Origin of the sequence: Streptomyces sp. SirexAA-E, from assembly GCF_000177195.2 — a bacterium.
Taxonomy (GTDB): domain Bacteria; phylum Actinomycetota; class Actinomycetes; order Streptomycetales; family Streptomycetaceae; genus Streptomyces; species Streptomyces flavovirens.
In genome coordinates, this window is record NC_015953.1 from 1,086,636 (window position 1) to 1,105,966 (window position 19,331).

General features: G+C 73.8%; 18 protein-coding genes. 4 read left to right on the forward strand and 14 right to left on the reverse strand.

What is annotated here, in order from left to right:
* Nucleotides 1–8: 8 nt before the first annotated feature.
* The 3 genes from SACTE_RS04665 to SACTE_RS04675 form a co-directional block, all read right to left on the reverse strand.
* The gene (locus SACTE_RS04665) at nucleotides 9–293 is read right to left on the reverse strand and encodes a zf-TFIIB domain-containing protein (RefSeq protein ID WP_014044872.1); all 285 of its coding nucleotides are present in this window, start codon (nucleotides 291–293) and stop codon (nucleotides 9–11) included.
* A gap of 64 nt (nucleotides 294–357) precedes the next feature.
* The gene (locus SACTE_RS04670) at nucleotides 358–1,350 is read right to left on the reverse strand and encodes an aminoglycoside phosphotransferase family protein (protein ID WP_014044873.1); all 993 of its coding nucleotides are present in this window, start codon (nucleotides 1,348–1,350) and stop codon (nucleotides 358–360) included.
* Nucleotides 1,351–1,568: 218 nt separating this feature from the next.
* Nucleotides 1,569–1,775, reverse strand: coding sequence for a hypothetical protein (locus SACTE_RS04675; protein ID WP_014044874.1), 207 nt, complete (start codon nucleotides 1,773–1,775; stop codon nucleotides 1,569–1,571).
* A 628-nt stretch (nucleotides 1,776–2,403) separates the two neighbouring features.
* Here SACTE_RS04675 and SACTE_RS04680 point away from each other — a divergent pair.
* Nucleotides 2,404–3,759, forward strand: coding sequence for a serine/threonine-protein kinase (locus SACTE_RS04680; RefSeq protein ID WP_014044875.1), 1,356 nt, complete (start codon nucleotides 2,404–2,406; stop codon nucleotides 3,757–3,759).
* Here SACTE_RS04680 and SACTE_RS04685 read toward each other — a convergent pair.
* The 8 genes from SACTE_RS04685 to SACTE_RS04720 form a co-directional block, all read right to left on the reverse strand.
* Nucleotides 3,746–4,570, reverse strand: coding sequence for an RNA methyltransferase (locus tag SACTE_RS04685; protein ID WP_014044876.1), 825 nt, complete (start codon nucleotides 4,568–4,570; stop codon nucleotides 3,746–3,748). The genes SACTE_RS04680 and SACTE_RS04685 overlap by 14 nt on opposite strands.
* Before the next feature lie 42 nt (nucleotides 4,571–4,612).
* Nucleotides 4,613–5,854, reverse strand: coding sequence for a uroporphyrinogen-III C-methyltransferase (gene cobA, locus SACTE_RS04690; protein ID WP_014044877.1), 1,242 nt, complete (start codon nucleotides 5,852–5,854; stop codon nucleotides 4,613–4,615).
* 266 nt (nucleotides 5,855–6,120) lie between these two features.
* Entirely contained in the window at nucleotides 6,121–9,453 is a 3,333-nt protein-coding gene (gene cobT, locus SACTE_RS04695) for a nicotinate-nucleotide--dimethylbenzimidazole phosphoribosyltransferase (RefSeq protein ID WP_014044878.1), read from the reverse strand.
* Between the two features lie 331 nt (nucleotides 9,454–9,784).
* Nucleotides 9,785–11,011, reverse strand: coding sequence for a precorrin-6y C5,15-methyltransferase (decarboxylating) subunit CbiE (gene cbiE / locus SACTE_RS04700; RefSeq protein ID WP_014044879.1), 1,227 nt, complete (start codon nucleotides 11,009–11,011; stop codon nucleotides 9,785–9,787).
* Nucleotides 11,012–11,133: 122 nt separating this feature from the next.
* Nucleotides 11,134–11,781, reverse strand: a complete 648-nt coding sequence (locus tag SACTE_RS04705) for a GNAT family N-acetyltransferase (RefSeq protein WP_014044880.1) — start codon at nucleotides 11,779–11,781, stop codon at nucleotides 11,134–11,136.
* Between the two features lie 140 nt (nucleotides 11,782–11,921).
* Nucleotides 11,922–12,788 carry a MetQ/NlpA family ABC transporter substrate-binding protein gene (locus SACTE_RS04710; RefSeq protein WP_014044881.1) on the reverse strand — a complete coding sequence of 289 codons (867 nt, stop codon included), beginning with the start codon at nucleotides 12,786–12,788 and terminating at the stop codon, nucleotides 11,922–11,924.
* Between the two features lie 69 nt (nucleotides 12,789–12,857).
* Nucleotides 12,858–13,529, reverse strand: a complete 672-nt coding sequence (locus tag SACTE_RS04715) for a methionine ABC transporter permease (protein ID WP_014044882.1) — start codon at nucleotides 13,527–13,529, stop codon at nucleotides 12,858–12,860.
* On the reverse strand, nucleotides 13,526–14,596 hold the full coding sequence (locus tag SACTE_RS04720; RefSeq protein WP_014044883.1) for an ATP-binding cassette domain-containing protein: 1,071 nt from the start codon (nucleotides 14,594–14,596) through the stop codon (nucleotides 13,526–13,528). Before SACTE_RS04720 ends, SACTE_RS04715 begins: the two co-directional genes overlap by 4 nt.
* 616 nt (nucleotides 14,597–15,212) lie before the next feature.
* Between SACTE_RS04720 and SACTE_RS04725 the strand changes: the two genes are divergently transcribed.
* Both SACTE_RS04725 and SACTE_RS04730 read left to right on the forward strand, forming a co-directional pair.
* Nucleotides 15,213–15,572, forward strand: coding sequence for a hypothetical protein (locus tag SACTE_RS04725; protein WP_014044884.1), 360 nt, complete (start codon nucleotides 15,213–15,215; stop codon nucleotides 15,570–15,572).
* 2 nt (nucleotides 15,573–15,574) lie between these two features.
* Nucleotides 15,575–16,018 carry a hypothetical protein gene (locus tag SACTE_RS04730; RefSeq protein WP_014044885.1) on the forward strand — a complete coding sequence of 148 codons (444 nt, stop codon included), beginning with the start codon at nucleotides 15,575–15,577 and terminating at the stop codon, nucleotides 16,016–16,018.
* 21 nt (nucleotides 16,019–16,039) lie between these two features.
* On the opposite strand, the gene SACTE_RS04735 is transcribed toward SACTE_RS04730, so the two are convergent.
* From SACTE_RS04735 to SACTE_RS04745, 3 genes are all read right to left on the reverse strand, one after another.
* Nucleotides 16,040–16,543, reverse strand: coding sequence for a GNAT family N-acetyltransferase (locus SACTE_RS04735; protein WP_014044886.1), 504 nt, complete (start codon nucleotides 16,541–16,543; stop codon nucleotides 16,040–16,042).
* A 36-nt stretch (nucleotides 16,544–16,579) separates the two neighbouring features.
* The gene (locus SACTE_RS04740; RefSeq protein ID WP_014044887.1) at nucleotides 16,580–17,101 is read right to left on the reverse strand and encodes a sigma-70 family RNA polymerase sigma factor; all 522 of its coding nucleotides are present in this window, start codon (nucleotides 17,099–17,101) and stop codon (nucleotides 16,580–16,582) included.
* 104 nt (nucleotides 17,102–17,205) lie between these two features.
* A complete protein-coding gene (locus tag SACTE_RS04745; protein WP_014044888.1) occupies nucleotides 17,206–18,360 on the reverse strand; it encodes a glycerophosphodiester phosphodiesterase in 1,155 nt (384 codons plus the stop codon).
* A gap of 233 nt (nucleotides 18,361–18,593) precedes the next feature.
* Between SACTE_RS04745 and SACTE_RS04750 the strand changes: the two genes are divergently transcribed.
* Complete coding sequence (locus SACTE_RS04750; protein WP_014044889.1) at nucleotides 18,594–19,265, forward strand: lysophospholipid acyltransferase family protein; 672 nt, start codon at nucleotides 18,594–18,596, stop codon at nucleotides 19,263–19,265.
* Nucleotides 19,266–19,331 lie beyond the last annotated feature (66 nt).

Genomic DNA, 19,331 nt, shown 5'->3' on the forward strand with positions numbered 1-19,331 from the left:
CGGCGGGCTCAGGAGGAGAAGAGCATCCGGCCGAAACTCTTGTGCCGGTGGTGGCCGCCGTAGTGCCCGCCCTGGTGCGGTGCGCCCCAGGCGGGGGCCGGGGCCGCGGGGTAGGCCTGCGGGGCGGGCGGGGCGGGCGGCGCCTGCTGCACCCACTGGGACTCCATGCGGGTCAGGGACTCCAGCTCGCCGTAGTCGAGGAATATCCCGCGGCAGCCGCTGCACTGCTCGATCTGGACACCGTTGCGGTTGTACGTGTGCATCTGGGCGTGACACTTGGGGCACTGGAACATCGGTCGGCTCCTCACCGTCGCTTCGAGGTCGCCGGAATGCATGCCCGGCGTCCGCCGGTTCACCCTACGACGTGGACGCGGCGCCCAACTCGGCCGACCGGCACGCGATTCGGGCACAGGCGTCGATCATCAGCTGTTCCACCTCGTCCGGACTCCGGTCCTGGGCCAGGGACTTGGCCACGGCGAGCGCGGCCGTCTGCACGGTGAGGGCTCGCGCGGGGACGTCCAGCTCGGGCCACGGATCCCCGTCGGGGCGTACGGCAGGTCCGTCCTCGGCGCGGTAGGCGTCCAGGAAGCGGAGCCAGACCTCGGGGGCGAGCAGTCCGGCGGCGTACCAGGCGGCGGGGCGGGCCAGGTCCCAGGCGGGGTCGCCCAGCCCCGCGTCGTCGACGTCGATCAGCAGCCAGGGGCCGTCCGGGACGGGGTGCCGGACGAGCTGGCCGAGGTGCAGGTCTCCGTGGCAGAGGAAGCCGGCCCGGTGGGCGGGGGCGGGGGCCTCGTCACGCGCCCAGCCGGGCAGTCCTCGCCAGGCCGCCAGCACGGGCGCGATGCCCCCGGCGGCGGCACCTCCCGGAGTCCGGGCGCGGGCCGCGCGCATACGGGCGACGGCTCGGGCCGCCTTCGCCGGTCCCCGCATCGGCGGGAGGGGGTGCGGGGGCCGGGCGCGGTGCAGCCGGGCCAGGAGGACGGCCGTCTCCTCCCACGGGGCCGCGTCGGGGTCCGCCGGGTCCACGGGCACGCCGTAGGGCCAGAGCGTCACGGTCCGGCCCTCCAGGGTGCGGGCCTGCCCGAGGCCGTCCGGCGTGGGTGGTACGGCGAGCGGAGGAAGCAGGATGCCCGCCAGTGCGGGCGATGCGGCCAGGGCCAGCCGGGCCGTGAGGGCCGGGGCGTCCGCGTCCGGCGCGTGCGCCTTGGCCACCACCGGGCCGCTGCGGACCACCGTGCCGTCGGGCCGGTCCGCGAGGACCCCGGGCGGTGCGCAGTCGCAGGCGGCGGGCGCGTGGGCGCCCTGGTGCGCGAGGTCGCCCAGCGCGCGCACGGCAGGGCTGGTGGTCATGGGTACGGCTCCCCCGGGCGGCGGGACGGCCGGCCGCGCGGCCGGCCCGGGCGACGAGCCTACGCGGAGCGCCGGACCGCACAGGCCCCGGACAGCGCGATGTCCGGCCAGCTCCCCAGCTGGCCGGACAAACGCTGCCGTCCGCCGCACCCCCGTCCCCACGGGGTTGTTGGCCGGATGTCCCGGTCCGGACCGCTCTTCCGGACCCGGGGCGCCGCTCAGCGCCCCAGCATCACGCCCACGGACGACGCCTGTGTGACCACTGCGTCCCAGCCGCCGAAGACGACGACGAGCAGGGCCGCCAGGGGAAGCACCATGGCCGTCGCCACCACCGGGTGGCGGCGACCGGACGGGCGTACGCCGAAGGAGGCGTACGCCTTGCGGCTCCGTGTGCGGATCATGGTCCGCGTAGCCGTGTCCGCCATGGTTCCTCTCCTGACTCGTTCCGGAGCGGCGGGCGTCTGGCCTCGGGGGACGAGTTCCGCACCCGCCGCTTGACCCCAACACTAGGGATACGGGGTCCGCCCGGCGTCATGCCCGCGTACCGATTGGCGGGCCTCCCGGAGGATGAGCCGGCTCCCTCGGGCGTACTCCCCTGGGTGGAGACGGACCGCTCGGCCCTGGGGACTTCCCGGAGGGGACGTACGGGGGGTGTCCTCCCCGTGGCGGGTTGCCGGGACCGGAAGGGGCCGGGCGTGAGAGGCCGTGGAAGAGGGTGACTTCACTCACTCCAGGGGGCCCCGGGGTGGGGCGGTCCCCACCCCGGGGCCCCCTCCCGGAGAGTGGGGCCCGCCCGTGCCTCCGGCGCCCCCCGTACCGGACGGTCCTGGGCCTGACTGACCGTCACTGACGCAATACCCCTCCGTCGGCCGTGCCTTGAGAACGCCGGCCCGCGGCCGGCCGTACTCCCGGGCCCCGCTGACCCCGACTCACCCCGCCCACCGCGCACCGGCAATCGTTCCGGGAGCGAGGGCGCGGCCTCTGAGCGCGCCGCGCCACGGGTACGTAAGCTGTGCCTCGTCAGGCGGACCAGGCAGCGGGGATGGGCAGACGATGGCGATGATGCGGCTCCGGCGCGAGGACCCGCGTGTCGTCGGCTCGTTCAGGCTCCACCGGCGGCTCGGCGCGGGCGGCATGGGCGTCGTCTACCTGGGCTCCGACCGCAGGGGCCAGCGGGTCGCGCTGAAGGTGATCCGGCCCGACCTCGCGGAGGACCAGGAGTTCCGTTCGCGCTTCGCCCGCGAGGTGTCCGCGGCCCGGCGGATCCGCGGCGGGTGTACGGCCCGTCTGGTGGCGGCCGACCTGGAGGCGGACCGCCCGTGGTTCGCGACCCAGTACGTCCCCGGGCCGTCGCTGCACGACAAGGTCGCCGAGGAGGGTCCGCTGTCGGCGGCCGAGGTGGCCTCCGTCGGGGCGGCGCTCTCCGAAGGGCTCGTGGCGGTGCACGAGGCGGGGGTCGTCCACCGGGACCTGAAGCCTTCGAACATTCTCCTCTCCCCGAAGGGCCCCCGGATCATCGACTTCGGGATCGCCTGGGCGACCGGGGCCAGCACGCTCACCCACGTCGGTACCGCCGTGGGCTCTCCGGGCTTCCTCGCACCGGAGCAGGTGCGGGGCGCGGCGGTGACACCGGCCACGGACGTGTTCTCTCTGGGCGCCACGCTGGCGTACGCGGCGATGGCCGATTCGCCGTTCGGGCACGGCAGTTCCGAGGTGATGCTCTACCGCGTGGTGCACGAGGAGCCGCATCTCCTCGATGTGCACGACGCGCTCGCCCCGCTGGTCCGGGCCTGTCTCGCGAAGGACCCCGAGGAGCGGCCCAGCACCCTGCAGCTGTCCATGCGGCTCAAGGAGATCGCCGCGCGTGAGGCGCAGGGGCTGCATGAGCGGCGGCCTCCCGCGCAGCGCCGTGGCCAGGAACTGGACCGGCCGACCGGCCGGCTGGAGGGCCCGTACACCGAGCAGCAGACCCGGCGGTCGAGCGGGCCCGCCTCCGCGCCCCGCCCGTCCGCGAGGCGGCCCGCGCCGTCGCGGTCGGGTGCCGCGCCCCGTACGGGCGGGTCCGGGCCTCGGCCGCAGGTGTCCCGGGGCGGCGCACGCCCCGGGAAGCGCCCGCACACCACGGGAGCGGCCGGAGGGGCGGGGACGAAGGGCCGCCCCGGCACCCGGCCGGGTCCCCGGACCACGGGGACGGGCAGGAGCGGCCCGCGGCGGCCCGCCAATCCTCGGCTGCTGCGCCAGCGGCTCGTCGTCTTCGTGGTGGTGACGCTGCTGGTGGCCCTGGGGATCGCGGCCGCCCAGGGTTGCCAGGGTCCGGCGCGCGGGATGGGCGGTACGCCGGTGCCGGTCCGGGACGGCGTCGCGGTACCGGCGTACGGATCGGGGCCGGACGCGGTCAGGGCCGCGTGACGCGGGTCGCGTAGAAGGCGACGGCGGAGGCGGCGGCGACGTTGAGGGAGTCGACCCCGGCGTCCATCGGGATACGGACGTGGGCGTCGGCCGCGGCGAGCGCCTGGGCCGTGAGCCCGTCGCCCTCCGTACCGAAGATCAGCGCCAGCTTCTCGTGGGCACGGGCAACGAGTGCGTCCAGGGTGATCGAGCGGTCGCTGAGGCAGAGGGCCGCGGTGGTGAACCCGGCCGCGCCGAGCAGCGCGAGGTCGTCGGGCCAGGACTCCAGCCGGGTCCAGGGGACGTGGAAGACGGACCCCATCGACACCTTGACCGCCCGCCGGTACAGCGGGTCGGCGCAGCGCGGGGTGAGCAGGACGGCGTCGACGCCGAGGGCCGCGGCGTTGCGGAAGGCGGCGCCCAGGTTGGCGTGGTCGACGATGTCCTCGAACACGGCCACCCGGCGTACGTCCCCGGTCGCGGGGGCGAGGAGGGTGTCCACGGCCGGCAGCGGCCGGCGCCGCATCGCGGCGAGGGCTCCGCGGTGGACGTGGTAGCCGGTGACGCGTTCGGCGAGCTCCGGGGTGACCGCGTAGACCGGGGCCCGCTCCTCGTCGATGACGTCGCGCATGACGTCGAACCACTTGGCGGTCAGCATCATGGACCGCATCTCGTACCCGGCGTTCCTGGCCCGTCTGATGACCTTCTCGCCCTCGGCGATGAAGAGGCCCTCGGCGGGTTCGCGCCGGCGCCGGAGCTCGACGTCGGTCAGGTCCGTGTAGTCGCTCAGGCGCGGGTCGTCGGGGTCGTCGACGGTGAGGAGTTCAGCCACGGCTCGTACTGCCTTGTTTCGGTCGGGAGGATGGGTGGGTGGTCAGCCCGCGAGACCGGCGCCGACGGTGACGACCTCGCCGATGACGATGACCGCCGGGGGGCGTACGTCCTCGGCGGCGGCCCGCTCCCCCACGGTCGCGAGAGTCGCGTCGACCCTGCGCTGGGCGGCGGTGGTGCCCTCCTGGACGAGGGCGACGGGGGTGTCCGGGGACTTGCCGTGGGCGACGAGCGCCTGGGCGATGGCGCCGATCTTGTCGACCGCCATCAGCAGCACCAGGGTGCCGCGCAGCCGGGCGAGGGCCTCCCAGTCGACCAGGGAGCGCGGGTCGTCGGGGGCGACGTGGCCGCTGACCACGGTGAACTCGTGGGCCACACCGCGGTGGGTGACGGGGATCCCGGCCGCTCCGGGCACGGAGATGGTGCTGGAGATGCCGGGGACGACGGTGCAGGGGATGCCTTCGGCGGCCAGCGCCTGGGCCTCCTCCATGCCGCGGCCGAAGACGTAGGGGTCGCCGCCCTTGAGTCGGACGACGGCCTTGCCCGCCTTGGCGTGGTCGATCAGTGCCTGGTTGATGGCCTCCTGCGCCATGTACCGGCCGTACGGGATCTTCGCCGCGTCGATCACCTCGACGTGCGGGGGGAGTTCGTCGAGCAGGTCACGGGGGCCGAGCCGGTCGGCGATGACGACGTCGGCCTCGGCGAGGAGGCGGCGGCCGCGGACGGTGATGAGGTCCGGGTCGCCGGGGCCGCCGCCGACCAGGGCGACGCCGGGGGCGCGGGTGCGGTGGTGCGGGGCGGCGAGGGTGCCGTCGCGCAGGCCCTCGACGATGGCGTCCCGGACGGCCGCGGAGCGGCGGGGGTCACGGCCGTGGGAGGTGGTGGTGAGGACGGCGACCGTGATGCCCTCGCTGCGTCCGGTGGCCGGCGTCCACGCGGTCGCGGCCTCGGCGTCGTCGCTGCGGACGCACCAGGTGCGGGTGCGCTCGGCCTCGGCGGACGCGGCGTCGTTGGCGGCGGTGTCGGTGGTCGCGATCAGGGCGTACCAGGTGTCGGCGAGGTCACCGTCCTGGTACCGGCGCCGCTCCCAGTGGATCTCGCCGGTGTCCGCCATGGCCTCGACGGACGGGGTGGCCGACGGGGAGATCAGGGTGATGTCCGCCCCGGCCGCGATGAGGGCCGGGAGCCTGCGCTGCGCGACCTGACCGCCGCCGACGACGACGACGCGGCGGCCGGTCAGCCGCAGTCCGACGGGGTAGGCGGGGTGATCGTCGTACTCGGGCATGGCTCGTGCGGCTCCTCGTGCGGGATGCAGGGTGCGATGTGCTGCGGGCCGCTGCGGCGGTGGAGCGGCGGTGAGGCGGTGGTGACGGGGCGGGGCTGGTGGCGTCGGGGCGTGGCCCGTCGGCGGGTGCTCGGGAGCGCCCGGTGCGGGCGCCCGGGTTCCGGCGTGGGACCACGATACGGGGTGGTGGGGCGGGTGCCCCTGGCCCCCGCCCCTCCGCCGTGACCGGAGTCCCGCCGGGCGCCGTGGCGCCCGGCGGGTCCGGTCTACTTCTCGGTGACGCCCGCCGAGTCGAACGTCGCGACCTCGTGCATGGCGCGTGCCGCGCTCTGCACGATGGGGAGCGCCAGCAGGGCGCCGGTCCCCTCACCGAGCCGGAGGTCCAGGTCGACGAGCGGACGCAGGCCCAGCTTGTTGAGGGCCGCCACATGGCCGGGCTCGGCGCTGCGGTGTCCGGCGATGCAGGCGGCGAGCGCCTCGGGGGCGACGGCCCGGGCCACGAGGGCCGAGGCGCCGGCGCTCACGCCGTCCAGGATCACCGGCGTCCGCAGGGACGCGCCGCCGAGCAGGAAGCCCGCCATGGCGGCGTGCTCCAGACCGCCGACCGCGGCCAGCACCCCGATGGGGTCGGTGGGGTCGGGCTGGTGCAGTTCCAGGGCACGGCGGACCACATCGACCTTGCGGGCGTGCATCTCGTCGTTGATGCCGGTGCCGCGCCCGGTGACCTCGGCCGGGTCCAAGCCCGTGTAGACACAGATCAGCGCGGCGGAGGCCGTGGTGTTGGCGATGCCCATCTCGCCGGTGACCAGGGCCTTGTTGCCGGCCGCCACCAGATCGCGGGCGGTCTCGATGCCGACCTCGATCGCCGCGAGCACCTCCTCGCGGGTCAGCGCGGGGCCGGTCGTGAAGTCGGCCGTCCCACGGCGGACGTTGCGGGGCAGCAGTCCGGGGGACGCCGGCAGCTCGGCGGCGACACCGACGTCGACGACGCAGACCTCGGCGCCCACCTGGGCCGCGAAGGCGTTGCAGACCGCCCCGCCGCTCAGGAAGTTGGCGACCATCTGGCCGGTGACCTCCTGGGGCCAGGCGGTGACCCCCTGGGCGTGCACCCCGTGGTCCCCGGCGAAGATCGCGACGGCCGCGGGCTCGGGAATCGGCGGCGGGCACATCCGGGAGAGGCCGGACAGCTGGGCCGAGATGATCTCCAGCATGCCGAGCGCGCCCGCGGGCTTCGTCATCCGCTTCTGGCGCTCCCACGCCTCGCCGAGCGCCTTGGCGTCCAGCGGGCGGATGTTGGCGATGGTCTCCTGGAGCAGGTCGTGCGGCTCCTCACCGGGCAGGGCGCGGCGGCCGTAGGTCTCCTCGTGCACGACCCAGGACAGCGGGCGGCGCTTGGACCAGCCCGCCTGCATCAGCTCGGGCTCCTCGGGGAACTCGTCGACGTAGCCGACGCACAGGTACGCCACGACCTCCAGGTGCTCGGGCAGGCCGAGTTCGCGGACCATCTCCCGCTCGTCGAAGAAGCTCACCCAGCCGACCCCGAGCCCTTCGGCGCGGGCGGCCAGCCACAGGTTCTCGACGGCGAGCGCGGAGGAGTACGGGGCCATCTGCGGCTGGGTGTGCCGGCCGAGGGTGTGCCGGCCGCCCCGGGTGGGGTCGGCGGTGACGACGATGTTCACCGGGGTGTCGAGGATGGCCTCGATCTTCAGTTCCTTGAACTGCTTGGCCCGGGCCTTGGGCAGCGACTTGGCGTACGCCTCGCGCTGGCGCTGGGCCAGTTCGTGCATGGAGCGGCGGGTCTCCGCGGAGCGGATGACGACGAAGTCCCAGGGCTGCGAGTGGCCGACGCTCGGAGCGGTGTGGGCGGCCTCCAGGACCCTGAGCAGCACCTCGTGCGGGATGGGGTCGCTGCGGAAGCCGTTGCGGATGTCGCGACGCTCGCGCATGACGCGGAGGACGGCCTCGCGCTCGGCGTCGTCGTAGCCGGGGGCGGGCGGGGAGACGGGGGCCTCCTGGGCCGGCGGCTCCTCGGCGGCGGGCGTCTCGTCGGCGGTGGGCGTCTCGTCGGCGGCGGGCGCCTGCTCGGCGGCTGCCGGCGCCTCGGCCGTCGGCTCGGTGGCCGTCGCGTCCTGCTCCGGCTGTTCCGCCTGCTCCTCGGCCACCGGCTGCTCCTCGGCCACCGGCCGCATCTCCGGGGCCGTCCCGTCCGGCTCCCCGGCGGGGGCGGGGGCCTGCGCCTCGGCCTCGGGCGCGGGTCCGTCCGCCGCCGGCTCGGGTGCCTCGGCTTCCCGTGTCTCGGCTTCCGGTGCCTCGGCTTCCGGTGTCTCGACGATCTCCGGTTCCGGCTCGGGCTCCGGGGCGGCGACCTCCTCGGCCACCTGCGCGGCCACCGGTTCCTGCGCCTCGGGGGCGGCCTCGGCGGCACGCGCGGCCGCGGCCTCGACGAACGGCGCGGGCTCGGTGGTGACCGGCCCGGCGGTGACCGGCTCCGTCTCGGCCTCCGGCTGCTGCGCCTCCTCGGGCCGCGGCTCCTGCTCCGGCTCGACGGCGGGGGCCGGTTCCGGGGCGGGGGCGGGGGCGAGGTGCGCGTCCGTGGGGGCGGCAGCGTCCACGGCGACGAACTGGCCGCCCATGGTCCCGGCAGAGGGCGCCTGAGCGGCCTCCTCCGCAGAAGGACCGGCGGGCTGGGCGTCGGGCTCGACGGCGGACTCGGGCGCCGCCTCGACGGCGGACTCGGGCAGCGTCCGGGCGGGCTCGGCGTGCGGCTCCGCCGGAGCCTGAGGCAGGGCCACGGCGGCGGCGGGCTGCTCCGGGGCCGCCTCCGGGACGACCGTTTCTGCGGGGGCCGCCTGCTCCGGCAGCGCGGTCTCCGGAGCGGGTGCGGGTGCGGCCTCCGGGGCAGGTGCGGGGTCCACCAGGGCAGGTGCGGGAGCGGGCTCCGGCGCGGGAGCCACTTCCTGGACGGCCTCGGCGGCGGCGGGGGCCTCGGCCACCGGCTGGGCCGGCGCCGTCCCGGGCGCCTGGGCGGCCCACGGGGTCGCGCCCTGCGGCGGGATCTCCCCCAGCTGCGGGCCGGGCAGGAGCCCCGCCGCGTCGGCCGGGGCGTCGAAGTACTCGGGGCCGGCCGTGGGCGGACCGGCGTGCCGTACGGGCGCGGGTGTCTGCGGGGAACCGGCCGGGCCGCGGTCGGCCAGTGAGCGGACGACTCCCCCGGTGGCGTTCCCGCCGTAGGACGGGGCCTCGACGGGCCCCCGGTGCAGCGGTCGGCGGGTGGGCGGGGCCGCCGGGACCGACACCGGGACCTGGGCGGGCGTCTGCACGGGCGCGGGCGCGGGGATCCGCGCCCCGTCGAGGTCGACGGAGCCCGTGTCGTACGCGCCGCCCGGGGCCTGGCCCTGCGCGGGGTGCTCGCCCGGTGCGGTCGGAGCGTCGCTCCACGCGCCCTGGGGTGCGGGCATCAGCAGGAGGTCGTCGTCCTCGGGGGCCTGCTCGGAGGGGTCGAGGAAGGTGTAGGCGTCCGGGGCGGGGACGCCCGGCTGCTCCACCATGCCTGCGTGCTCCGGCAGTCCCTCGCCCGGGATCTGGCCGGTGTCAGTCATGCGTACCCCTCGCCCATCGTCAGTGCTCCTTCGGCCCTTCGCCCGGGATGCCCGAACCACGGCACGCCGGTGCTCGTCAACTAGAACGAGCGGGCTCGCCGCGCGGCACGGAACGCGCGCGGTACCGTCCGTCGGCGGTCGTTCGCCGCCGTGCCGGACCGTTCCGCGACGGCTCGCTGTGGACTGCGCCACGTTGCGCGTCCCCCGGTTGCGCTGTACCACATCGCGGACCAAAACGGTCCCCTTTTCCGGACATTGACGAACGAACCGTCGAACGGCCGGGTGCGGTACAACAATCGCTCAGCCTACCTCGCGCTCCACCGCGAGCGGGTCAGGGGGCGAGGTCGGAACGGACCGCGGAGAGCAGGAACACGACGGAGCGTTCGCGTTCCGTCCAGGCGGAGGTGTCCAGTGCGACGGACTGGAGCAGCACGCATTCGACGGCGTACCCGTTCTCGCCGAGGGCCGCGCCCAGGGCCTCGGCCTCGTCGCGGTTCGCGGCATGCGTGACGACGCGTTCCGGCCTGCGCGCGGCGACCGCGGTGACGACGGGGACGCCGCCGCCCCCGATCCGCACCACGTCGGGCTCCGGCAGGCGTTCCAGGACGTGCGGGGCCCGGCCCTGGACCACTTGGAGGGCCACCTGGCAGGTGCGGGCGGCCGCCGCCGTACGGGCGCACGCGTCCGGGTCGTCGTCCACGGCGAGGACCGCCGCCCCGAAGCCGGCGGCCTCCACCGCGAAGGCGCCGGATCCGGAGCCGATGTCCCAGACGAGGTCGCCCGTGCGCGGCCCGAGGCGGGCCAGCTGGGCGGCGCGCAGTCCGGGCGACTCGCCCTCGCCGGGGGCGCCGGCGCGGGGCCCGTGGGACCCGGCCGGCAGGGCCCATCCACGGGTGCCGGGGACACCGGTGGGGCGGCGGCCCGCGATCCACGCACCGGTGGCCGTGGTCTCGGGGCCGCTGCCGATGACGATGACGACGTTCGGGTCGCGCCAGGCGTGGTCGGCGGTCTTGTCGGAGGTGAGCACCGTGACCCGCTCGCGTGCGGTGCCGAGTTCCTCGCAGATGACGAAGGTGCGGTGGACGCCTTCCATCAGGAGGGCGAGTTCGGCGGGTCCGGCGCCCGGTGAGGTGAGGACGGCGACCTTGTGGTGGGCTCGGCAGACGTTGACCGCGCGGCGCAGGGTGCGGGGGTGGGCGACGACGACCTGGGCGTCGTCCCAGGGCATCCCGGCGCGGGCGAAGGCGGTGGCCACCGAGGAGACGGCGGGCACGACCTCGACCTCCAAGCCGTGTTCGGGTGCGCGCAGGCTGCGTACGACGCCGAAGAAGCCGGGGTCCCCGTCGGCGAGGACGACGGCGCTGCCGCGGTGGCCGGCGATCCTGCGTGCGGCCAGGTCGACGCTGCCGAGGCGGATCCGTTCCGCGCCGACCGGCACCTCGGGCAGGGCGAGGTGGTGGCCGGCTCCGGCGACGAGCGTGGCGGCGGAGAGCGCGGCGGTGGCCGCTGTGGTCAGTGGCGAGCCGTCCCAGCCGATCACCGTGACCCGGTCGGACATCGTCGTCAGTCTCCAGGGGGTGTCGCAGGCGGGGGCGCTCCGTGCCGGGTAGGCGGAGCCAGGGTGAGCGTATCCGGTCGGCGCCGGGGCCCGGCCGGGGGCTTCCGGGAGACGGGGCGGGGTCAGTTCCAGTCGTCGTAGGTGGCGTAGCCGCCCGCGTCGGCGAGCTGTTCGGCGACCCCTTCCAGGTCCTCGGGCAACAGCCCCCAGACGATGAGGTCGGTCCTGATGTCGGTCCAGCCGCCGTCCGTGCCGTTGTCGGTGCGGGTCCGCGCTATGCGCGCGTTGCGCAGGACGCCCTCGCTGATGCAGCCCAGCTTCTGCGCGACCTGCTGGGAGGCGGTGTTGTCGGCGTGGGTGCGCAACTCCAGGCGCTCGAACGTCTGGTCGCGGAAGAGCCATTCGGCGACGGCGAGCACGGACTCGGTGGCGTACCCCTCGCCGCGCGCCCAGGGTGCGGTGATGTAGCGGACCTCGGTGGCCCGGGTGCGCCAGTCGGTGTTCAGCAGCCGGACGGAGCCGACCAGGCGCTGGGTGAGGAACTCGGTGACGGCGAAGACGATGCCGTGGCCCTGGGTGCGCTCGGCGGCGGCGATCCTGCGGACCCAGCGTTCGGCGTCGACCTGGGTGTAGGGGTGGGGTGCGTCGGTCCAGGCCACGACCTGTTCGTCGTTCATCATCTCGATGTACGCGGGCACGTCGGCCATGTCGAAGGGGCGCAGCACCAACCTGTCCGTGCTGATGGAGATGGACGGGAAGGTGGTAGTCATGCGCAGCTCCATGCCTCAAGACCGTGTAAAGGCACCAGCATGCAGCATCGGACGGGTGACGCGCATGGCCGGGTGCGCGGCCGAGCCCCGCGCACCCGGTGCGGGTGTACGGGGCTCGGCCGGTGTGCGGCGTGCCGGGGTCAGGAGGTGGCGGGGGCGCCGAAGGCGGGGACGATGGAGCCCTGGTAGGTGTCCTCGATGTACTTCTTGACCTCGTCGGAGTTGAGGAGTTCGGCGAGCTTCTGGACGCGCGGGTCCTTCTCGTTGCCCTCCTTGACGGCGAGGAAGTTGGCGTACGGGTTGCCGTCGGCCTTCTCCAGCGCCAGCGAGTCCGTGGCCGGCTTCAGGTCGGCCTCGAGGGCGTAGTTCCCGTTGATGACGGCGGCGTCGACGTCGTTCAGGGCGCGGGGCACGGTGGCGGCCTCCAGCTCCTTGAAGGTCAGGCCCTTCTTGTCCGTGATGTCGCTGAGCTTGGCGTCGGTGCCGACGCCGTCCTCCAGCGTGATCAGGCCGTTGTCGGCGAGCAGCTGGAGCGCGCGGCCCTCGTTGGTGGTGTCGTTGGGCACGGCGACGGTCTGGCCGGACTTGATGTCCTTGATGTCCTTGATCTTCTTGGAGTAGAGACCGAGGGGCTCCAGGTGGACGTCGACCACCGGGACGATGTGGGTCTTGTTCTTCTTGTTGAAGTCGTCCAGGTAGGGCTTGTGCTGGAAGAAGTTGGCGTCGACCTGGCCGTTCTCGGTGGCGGTGTTCGGCAGGACGTAGTCCGTGAACTCCTTCACCTCCAGCTTGAGTCCGGCCTTCTCCGCCAGGTTCTTCTTGACGTAGTTCAGGATGTCGGCGTGCGGCGTCGGGGACGCGGCGACGACGAGCGCCTTGGAGGTGTCGGCGTTCGCACCCGACTCGCTCTTGGAGGCGGGGTCGGAGTCGGTGCCGCAGGCGCTGAGCCCGAGGGCGAGCGCGGCGGTGGCGGCGGCAGCGGCGGTGAGCTTGATGTTCTTACGCACGAAGAGTGCCTCTTTCCGGTGGTGACGGTGCGCCCGGACAAGGAGTTCGGGCTTGCGGGGAGAAGGAAGTCAGGATGTGGCGCGGCCCCGGCGGGCCAGCAGGCGTACGGCGAGGTCGCCGATGAGCTGGACCACGGTCACGATGACGACCAGCAGCACGACGGTGATGAGCATGAACTGGTTGTCGAAGCGCTGGAATCCGTAGGTGACGGCCTTGGAGCCGAGCCCTTCGCCGCCGACCGCGCCGGCCATCGCGGAGTAGCCGATGAGCACGATCACGGTGGTGGTGACGCCGGAGACGATCGACGGCAGGGCCTGCGGCAGCAGGACCTTGCGGACGATGGTGGGGACGGATCCGCCCATCGACTGGACGGCCTCGACGAGCCCGTGGTCGACCTCGCGCACGGCCGTCTCGACGAGCCGGGCGAAGAAGGGGATGGCGCCGACGGCGAGCGGCACGATCATCGCGGACGGGCCGATGAAGGTGCCGACGACCCAGGTGGTGAAGGGGATGAGGGCGATCAGCAGGATGATGAACGGCAGCGAGCGGCCGATGTTCACGATCGCGCCGACGACCTTGTTGACCACGACGTTCTGGAGGAGCCCGCCCTTGTCGGTGAGGACCAGCAGGATGCCCAGCGGGAGTCCGCCGATGACGGTGACGAGGGCGGACCAGAGCACCATGTAGAGGGTGTCGACGGTTCCCTGGCTGAGCAGTGGCTGCATTTCGGACCAGGTCACTTGGCCACCTCCTTGGTGAGCGGGTCGGCGGTCCGCGCGGGGACGTCGGGGCTGCCGTCGGACGGGGCGTCCACGGTCTCGGCCTGGAGGCCCTGCTCGCGCAGGAAGCCGATGGGGACGACGTTGTCCTCGTAGCGGCCGGGCAGCTCGATGCGCATGCGCCCGATCTGCCGGCCGCCGACGGTGTCCATGGCGGCACCGAGGATCGAGATGTCGATGTTGTACGTGCGGGAGAGCTGGGAGATCACCGGGCGGGCGGCGGCCTCGCCGAGGAAGGTGACGTCGACGACCGTGCGGTCGGGGCCGGTGGCGGCGCCGCCGACGGGGAAGAGCGCGTGGGCCAGTTCGGAGCCGGGGGTGGCCAGCAGCCCGTCCACGGTGCCGGACTCGACGATCCGGCCCTGCCTCATCAGCGCGGCCGAGTCGCAGACGGTCTTGACGACGTCCATCTCGTGCGTGATGAGCAGGACCGTGAGGCCGAGCTGCTGGTTGATGTCCCGCAGCAGCTGGAGGACGGAACGGGTGGTCTCGGGGTCGAGCGCCGAGGTCGCCTCGTCGGAGAGCAGCACCTTCGGGTCGCCGGCCAGGGCGCGGGCGATGCCGACGCGCTGCTTCTGGCCGCCGGAGAGCTGGCCCGGGTAGGACTTGGCCTTGTCGGCCAGGCCGACCAGGTCGAGGAGTTCGAGCGCCTTGCGGCTGCGGGCCTGTCCGGATATCCCGAGGATCTCCAGGGGGAGCTCGACGTTGCCCCGGACGGTGCGGGAGGACAGCAGGTTGAAGTGCTGGAAGACCATGCCGATGCGGCTGCGCGCCTCGCGGAGCCCCTTGCCCGCCCGGCGGCCGCGTCCGGCGAGCGCGGTGAGGTCCTGTCCGGCGACCGTCACGGTCCCGGAGGTGGGGCGTTCGAGGAGGTTGACGCAGCGGATGAGGGAGGACTTGCCGGCGCCGCTCTGTCCGATGACGCCGTAGACCTCGCCTTCGCGTACGTGCAGGTCCACGCCGTCCAGGGCGGTGACCTCACGGCCGCGTGACTGGTAGACCTTCGTGAGGCCCGAGGTGGTGATCACAGGGTTTCCGTCACTGTCGAGTGCACGGCGCGGGGTCCGCCGGGCACGGGGCGTTCGTCTGAAGAGACTGTGCTCAGGGGTCTGGGTGGTCGACCGGTGGGAGTCTCGGCACGGCCCGGCCCGGGGTGTCCGGGCGCGGCTCGCACCCGGGCAGGCTCGGTCCGCGGGGCGCGGACGGCACGGGCTCGGTCTCGCTTCGGGGCGCGAGGCTCAGGCGGGGGCCCTCAGAAGGCGCGCATTCGACACATACAACGAGCACCGGGCGTCAGGGTCGCCTCGGTCGCAGGGGTGCGGCAGCTCGTCGTGGTCATGCGCCCCAGTAAAACAGACGTAACGTTCCCGTGATCCGGACCGTCCGCATAGCGGACAGCCGTGGATGGGTGTCCCGAGAGGCGTACGGGCGCACCGAAAGCGTCTGCCATACGGCTCTGACCTGCGGCGACGACATGCGGACCGAAGCGCTCAGGAGAGGGCCCGCGAAGTGCCGCCGGGGGTTGTCTGTGGTCAAGGCCACGATTCCTGGACAGGACCCCCACCCGGCCTCCGCCCGCCGGACACCGCCCGGACGGCCGGGGCCGCACGCGGCGGCCCCGGCCGTCCGTAATACCCTCGGTCCATGCTCGTCGCCCTGACGGTCGCGGTCGCCGTGACCGCGCTCGCCCTCGCCGCCTGGTGCGGATTCGCCGCCTACCGGGACCAGCCCACGAAGGACTGGCATTTCATCGGGATGGCCGTCGTCTCCGTACTGGCCCTGGCCCAGCTGGTGGTCGGTGTCGTGCGGCTGGCCGGCGGCGAGCGGCCGGACCAGGGCATGACCATCTTCATCGCCTATCTCATCGGCGCCTTCGCGGCCGTGCCGGCGGCGGGGTTCCTGTCGCTGACCGAGCGGACCCGCTGGGGTTCGGTGACGGTGGCGGCCGGCGCGGTCGTGCTGGCCGTCCTGGAAGTGCGGCTCTACGACATCTGGGGAAGCTGACCGTGACCGACACCGACCGCACCGGGGCCCCGGCCTCCACGTCCGCGCAGAAGCAGCAGTTCGAGCTGGGCACCGGGCCCGGACGGGTACTGGTCTGGTTCTACGGGGTGTTCACCGTGGCCGCCGCCTCCCGCTCGGTCGTCCAGATGATCCTGGACTTCGACAAGGCGCCGCTGGCGTACATCCTGTCGGCCGTGGCCGCCGTCGTGTACGGCTTCATCACCTACTCGCTGGTGCGGGGCGGCGAGAAGGCCCGGCGGGCGGCGCTCGTGTGCTGCGCCGCCGAACTGGCCGGTGTCCTGGTCGTGGGCACGTGGACGCTGGTGAAGCCGTCCGCGTTCCCGGACGCCACGGTGTGGTCGGACTTCGGCATGGGCTACCTGTTCATCCCGGTGATCCTGCCGGTCACCGGGATGATCTGGCTGCGCCGGGCCCGCCGGGTGTGACCCCTGGACCGCGAGGGCGGTTCAGGCGCTGGTGACGAACTCCGGCGCCGCGGCTTCCTTCTCCAGCGTGATCAGGCGGACGCCGTCCTCACCGGTGGTGTCACCCACCCGTGCGTACCCCGCCTTGCGGTAGAGCCGCAGATTGCCTTCGCTGCGCTCGCCGGTGAACAACTGGAAGCGCTTGGCCGCCCGTTCGCCCGCCAGGCCGGCCTCAGCCGCACGCAGCAGCCGGGTGCCGAGCCCATGCCCCTGGAGGCGCGGGTGGACGCAGAGCCGGCCGATCCGGCCTACGCCCTCGCCGTCGATGGAGCCGCGCACCGAGCCGACGACCTCGTCGCCGAGCCGGGCGACGAACACGAGGTCGGCCGCGATCTCGTCGCGGACCGACTCCAGGGTCTGGACGAGCGGGTCGATCCGGTAGTTGCCGTAGAGCTCCGCCTCGCTCTGGAAACAGAGGTACTGGAGTCTGAAGATCTGCTCGGCGTCCTGCGCCGTCGCCGCCGAGATGGTCACGCTCATGCCCATGTGCGCATTCTCCCGCTCACCTGGTCCGCCGGTTGTCTACCGCGTCTTTCCCCGCGGTTCAGGAGCTACAACCTCCGCCGCGAGCATTCTGCGCAGACATCCAAGGCAACGGGAACGCATCGGACCCAAACTCCCCTGTGAGATACCCAACTCCCCTGCGATTTCTCGGTACGTCGGGTCGTGGTCGGCCAGTATCGCGCCGAGCAGCCGGGGACACTTCCCGGGCAGCCGCTCCACCGCGGCCCGCAACGCCCGGCGCTCGTCGGCGCTTTCGGCGATCCTCTCGGGCCGGCCGCCCGAGTCACCGGGGAGGTCGTCGCCCCGGCAGGAGCGCTCACGCAGTGCCCTGCGCCGGGCGGAGCGGGCCTCCGCGCGTACGGCGGCGCGCACCCAGCGGGCGGGGTCGGCCGGCTGCCCGTGCCCGGCCTGGCGCTCCAGCAGCCGCAGCCAGACGGACTGTTCGAGGTCCGCCGCCTCGATCCCGGCGGCCGGGGCCTCGGCCGCGGTCTCGGCCCGCACCAGCGGGTGCAGCGCGCGGACGAGGGCGAGAAGCGTCATACCCCGTCAACGTGCACCGCGGGCGGGCGGTTGCCGTACGGGCGCGGCTCCACCCGACCGGGGCATCCCGGCCGGGTGGCTGACGCGGCGGGCCGGTGGGTCCGTCAGCGCTTCCCGAAGTCCGCCGCGGCGAGCAGGGCGGTGTCCGGGTTGTCGGAGAAGATTCCGTCGATGCCCGTCTCGAAGTACGCCCGGAAGGCGCCGAACACGTCGCCGTACGCGTTCGGGTCCGTGCCGCGCCGGAAGTCGGCGGGCAGGAAGGTGTTCTCGTTGCGCATGGTGTACGGGTGCAGGACCAGGCCGCGCGCGTGGGCGTCGGTGACGAGGGTGGTGGGCTCGGTGAGCCGGCCCGCCGCGTCCTTGGGGATGACCAGGTCCAGGGTGGGGCCGATGCCCTGGGCGAAGGAGGCGATCCACTTCAGTCCGGCGGGCGTCACCAGGTCGGCCACGGTGCGCGGGTCGCCGGACTCGACGAAGTCCCAGGGCCGCTCGGTGGGGCCGGACAGCAGCACGACGCGCGGGGTGGCGACCAGCTTCGCCAGCCGCCGCATGGATCCCGGCTCGAAGGACTGGAGGAGCAGCGGGGAGCCGGCGCGGTGCCGGCCGTGGCGGCGCAGCAGCCGTGCGAGGGGTTCCTCCAGGCCGAGGCCGAGGCTCCGGAAGTAGGAGGGGTGCTTGGTCTCGACGTACAGCCAGACGGGCGCGCCCCTGCGGCGGCCCTCCCGGTCGGCCCAGCGCAGGACCTCCTCGAAGGTGGGCACCTCCCAGCGGCCGTCGTAGACGGTGTTCTCCTGGCGGTTGCCGGGGATGCGCTCGGTGGCGCGCAGTGTCTTGAGCTCGGCCAGGGTGAAGTCCTCGGTGAACCAGCCGGTGAGGCTGACGCCGTCGACCTTCTTGGTGGTCCTCCGGCTCGCGAACTCGGGGTGGCCGGCCACGTCGGTGGTGCCGGTGATGTCGTTCTCGTGGCGGCAGACGAGGTGGCCGTCCTTGGTGGGGACCAGGTCCTGCTCGATGATGTGGGCGCCCATGTCCAGGGCCAGCTGGTAGGAGCCGAGCGTGTGCTCGGGCCGGTAGCCGCTGGCGCCGCGGTGGCCGACGACGGTCGGCACGGGCAGGTCGCGGTACGAGCCCCGGCCGCGCTCGGCGGCGTGCGCCGGGCCTGCCGCCGTACCGGCCGACGCGAGTCCCGCCGTACCGAGGACGGCCGCCGCTCCCAGGAGGGTCCGCCGTCCGGGACCTGACTGCGCGCGCTGTGTCATGGATGCTCCTCGCGTGTGATGTCCGGCACCTGTCGAGCGAGTGCGATCGTAGGGAACTACGCCATCGGAAGGACGCACGCTGGACGAACACGGCGGAAACACACGTCAACACCGCGTATCCGTTCCGTGAACCCGATGTGCGTGGGGGCGGGGGCCGCGAGTATCGTCCTCACCTGCACAGACCCTTGCACGATTCCGACCCGGCCGGGCCGGCCACGACCCCGGAGGATGCGTTGTCCCGACTCACGGTCATCAAGGCAGTGCTCGGCCCGATCCTGCGCCTGCTCTTCCGCCCGCAGGTGGAGGGCGCCGAGAACATTCCGGGCACCGGGCCGGTGATCCTCGCGGGGAACCATCTGACGTTCATCGACTCGATGATCATGCCGATCTGCTGCGACCGGCCGGTGTTCTACATCGGCAAGGACGAGTACGTCACCGGCAAGGGGATCAAGGGCCGTCTGATGGCCTGGTTCTTCACCGGCTGCGGCATGATCCCGGTGGACCGGGACGGCGGACGCGGCGGTGTGGCGGCGCTCATGACGGGCCGTCGGGTGCTGGAGGAGGGCCACGCCTTCGCCATCTACCCGGAGGGCACCCGCTCCCCCGACGGCCGGCTCTACCGGGGCCGCACGGGCATCGCGCGGCTGACGCTGATGACGGGCGCGCCGGTGGTGCCGTTCGCGATGATCGGTACGGACAAGCTCCAGCCCAGCGGTTCCGGCCTGCCCCGGCCGGGCAAGGTCACGGTGCGCTTCGGCGAGCCGATGGAGTTCTCCCGCTACGAGGGCATGGACCGCGACCGCTATGTGCTGCGCGCCGTGACGGACTCGGTGATGACCGAGGTCATGCAGCTGTCCGGCCAGGAGTACGTGGACATGTACGCGACGAAGGCCAAGGCCGCCTGAGAGGCCGGCCGAAGGGCCCGTGTCCGGGGAGCGGTCCCCGGGCACGGGCCCTTTCGCGTACCGGCG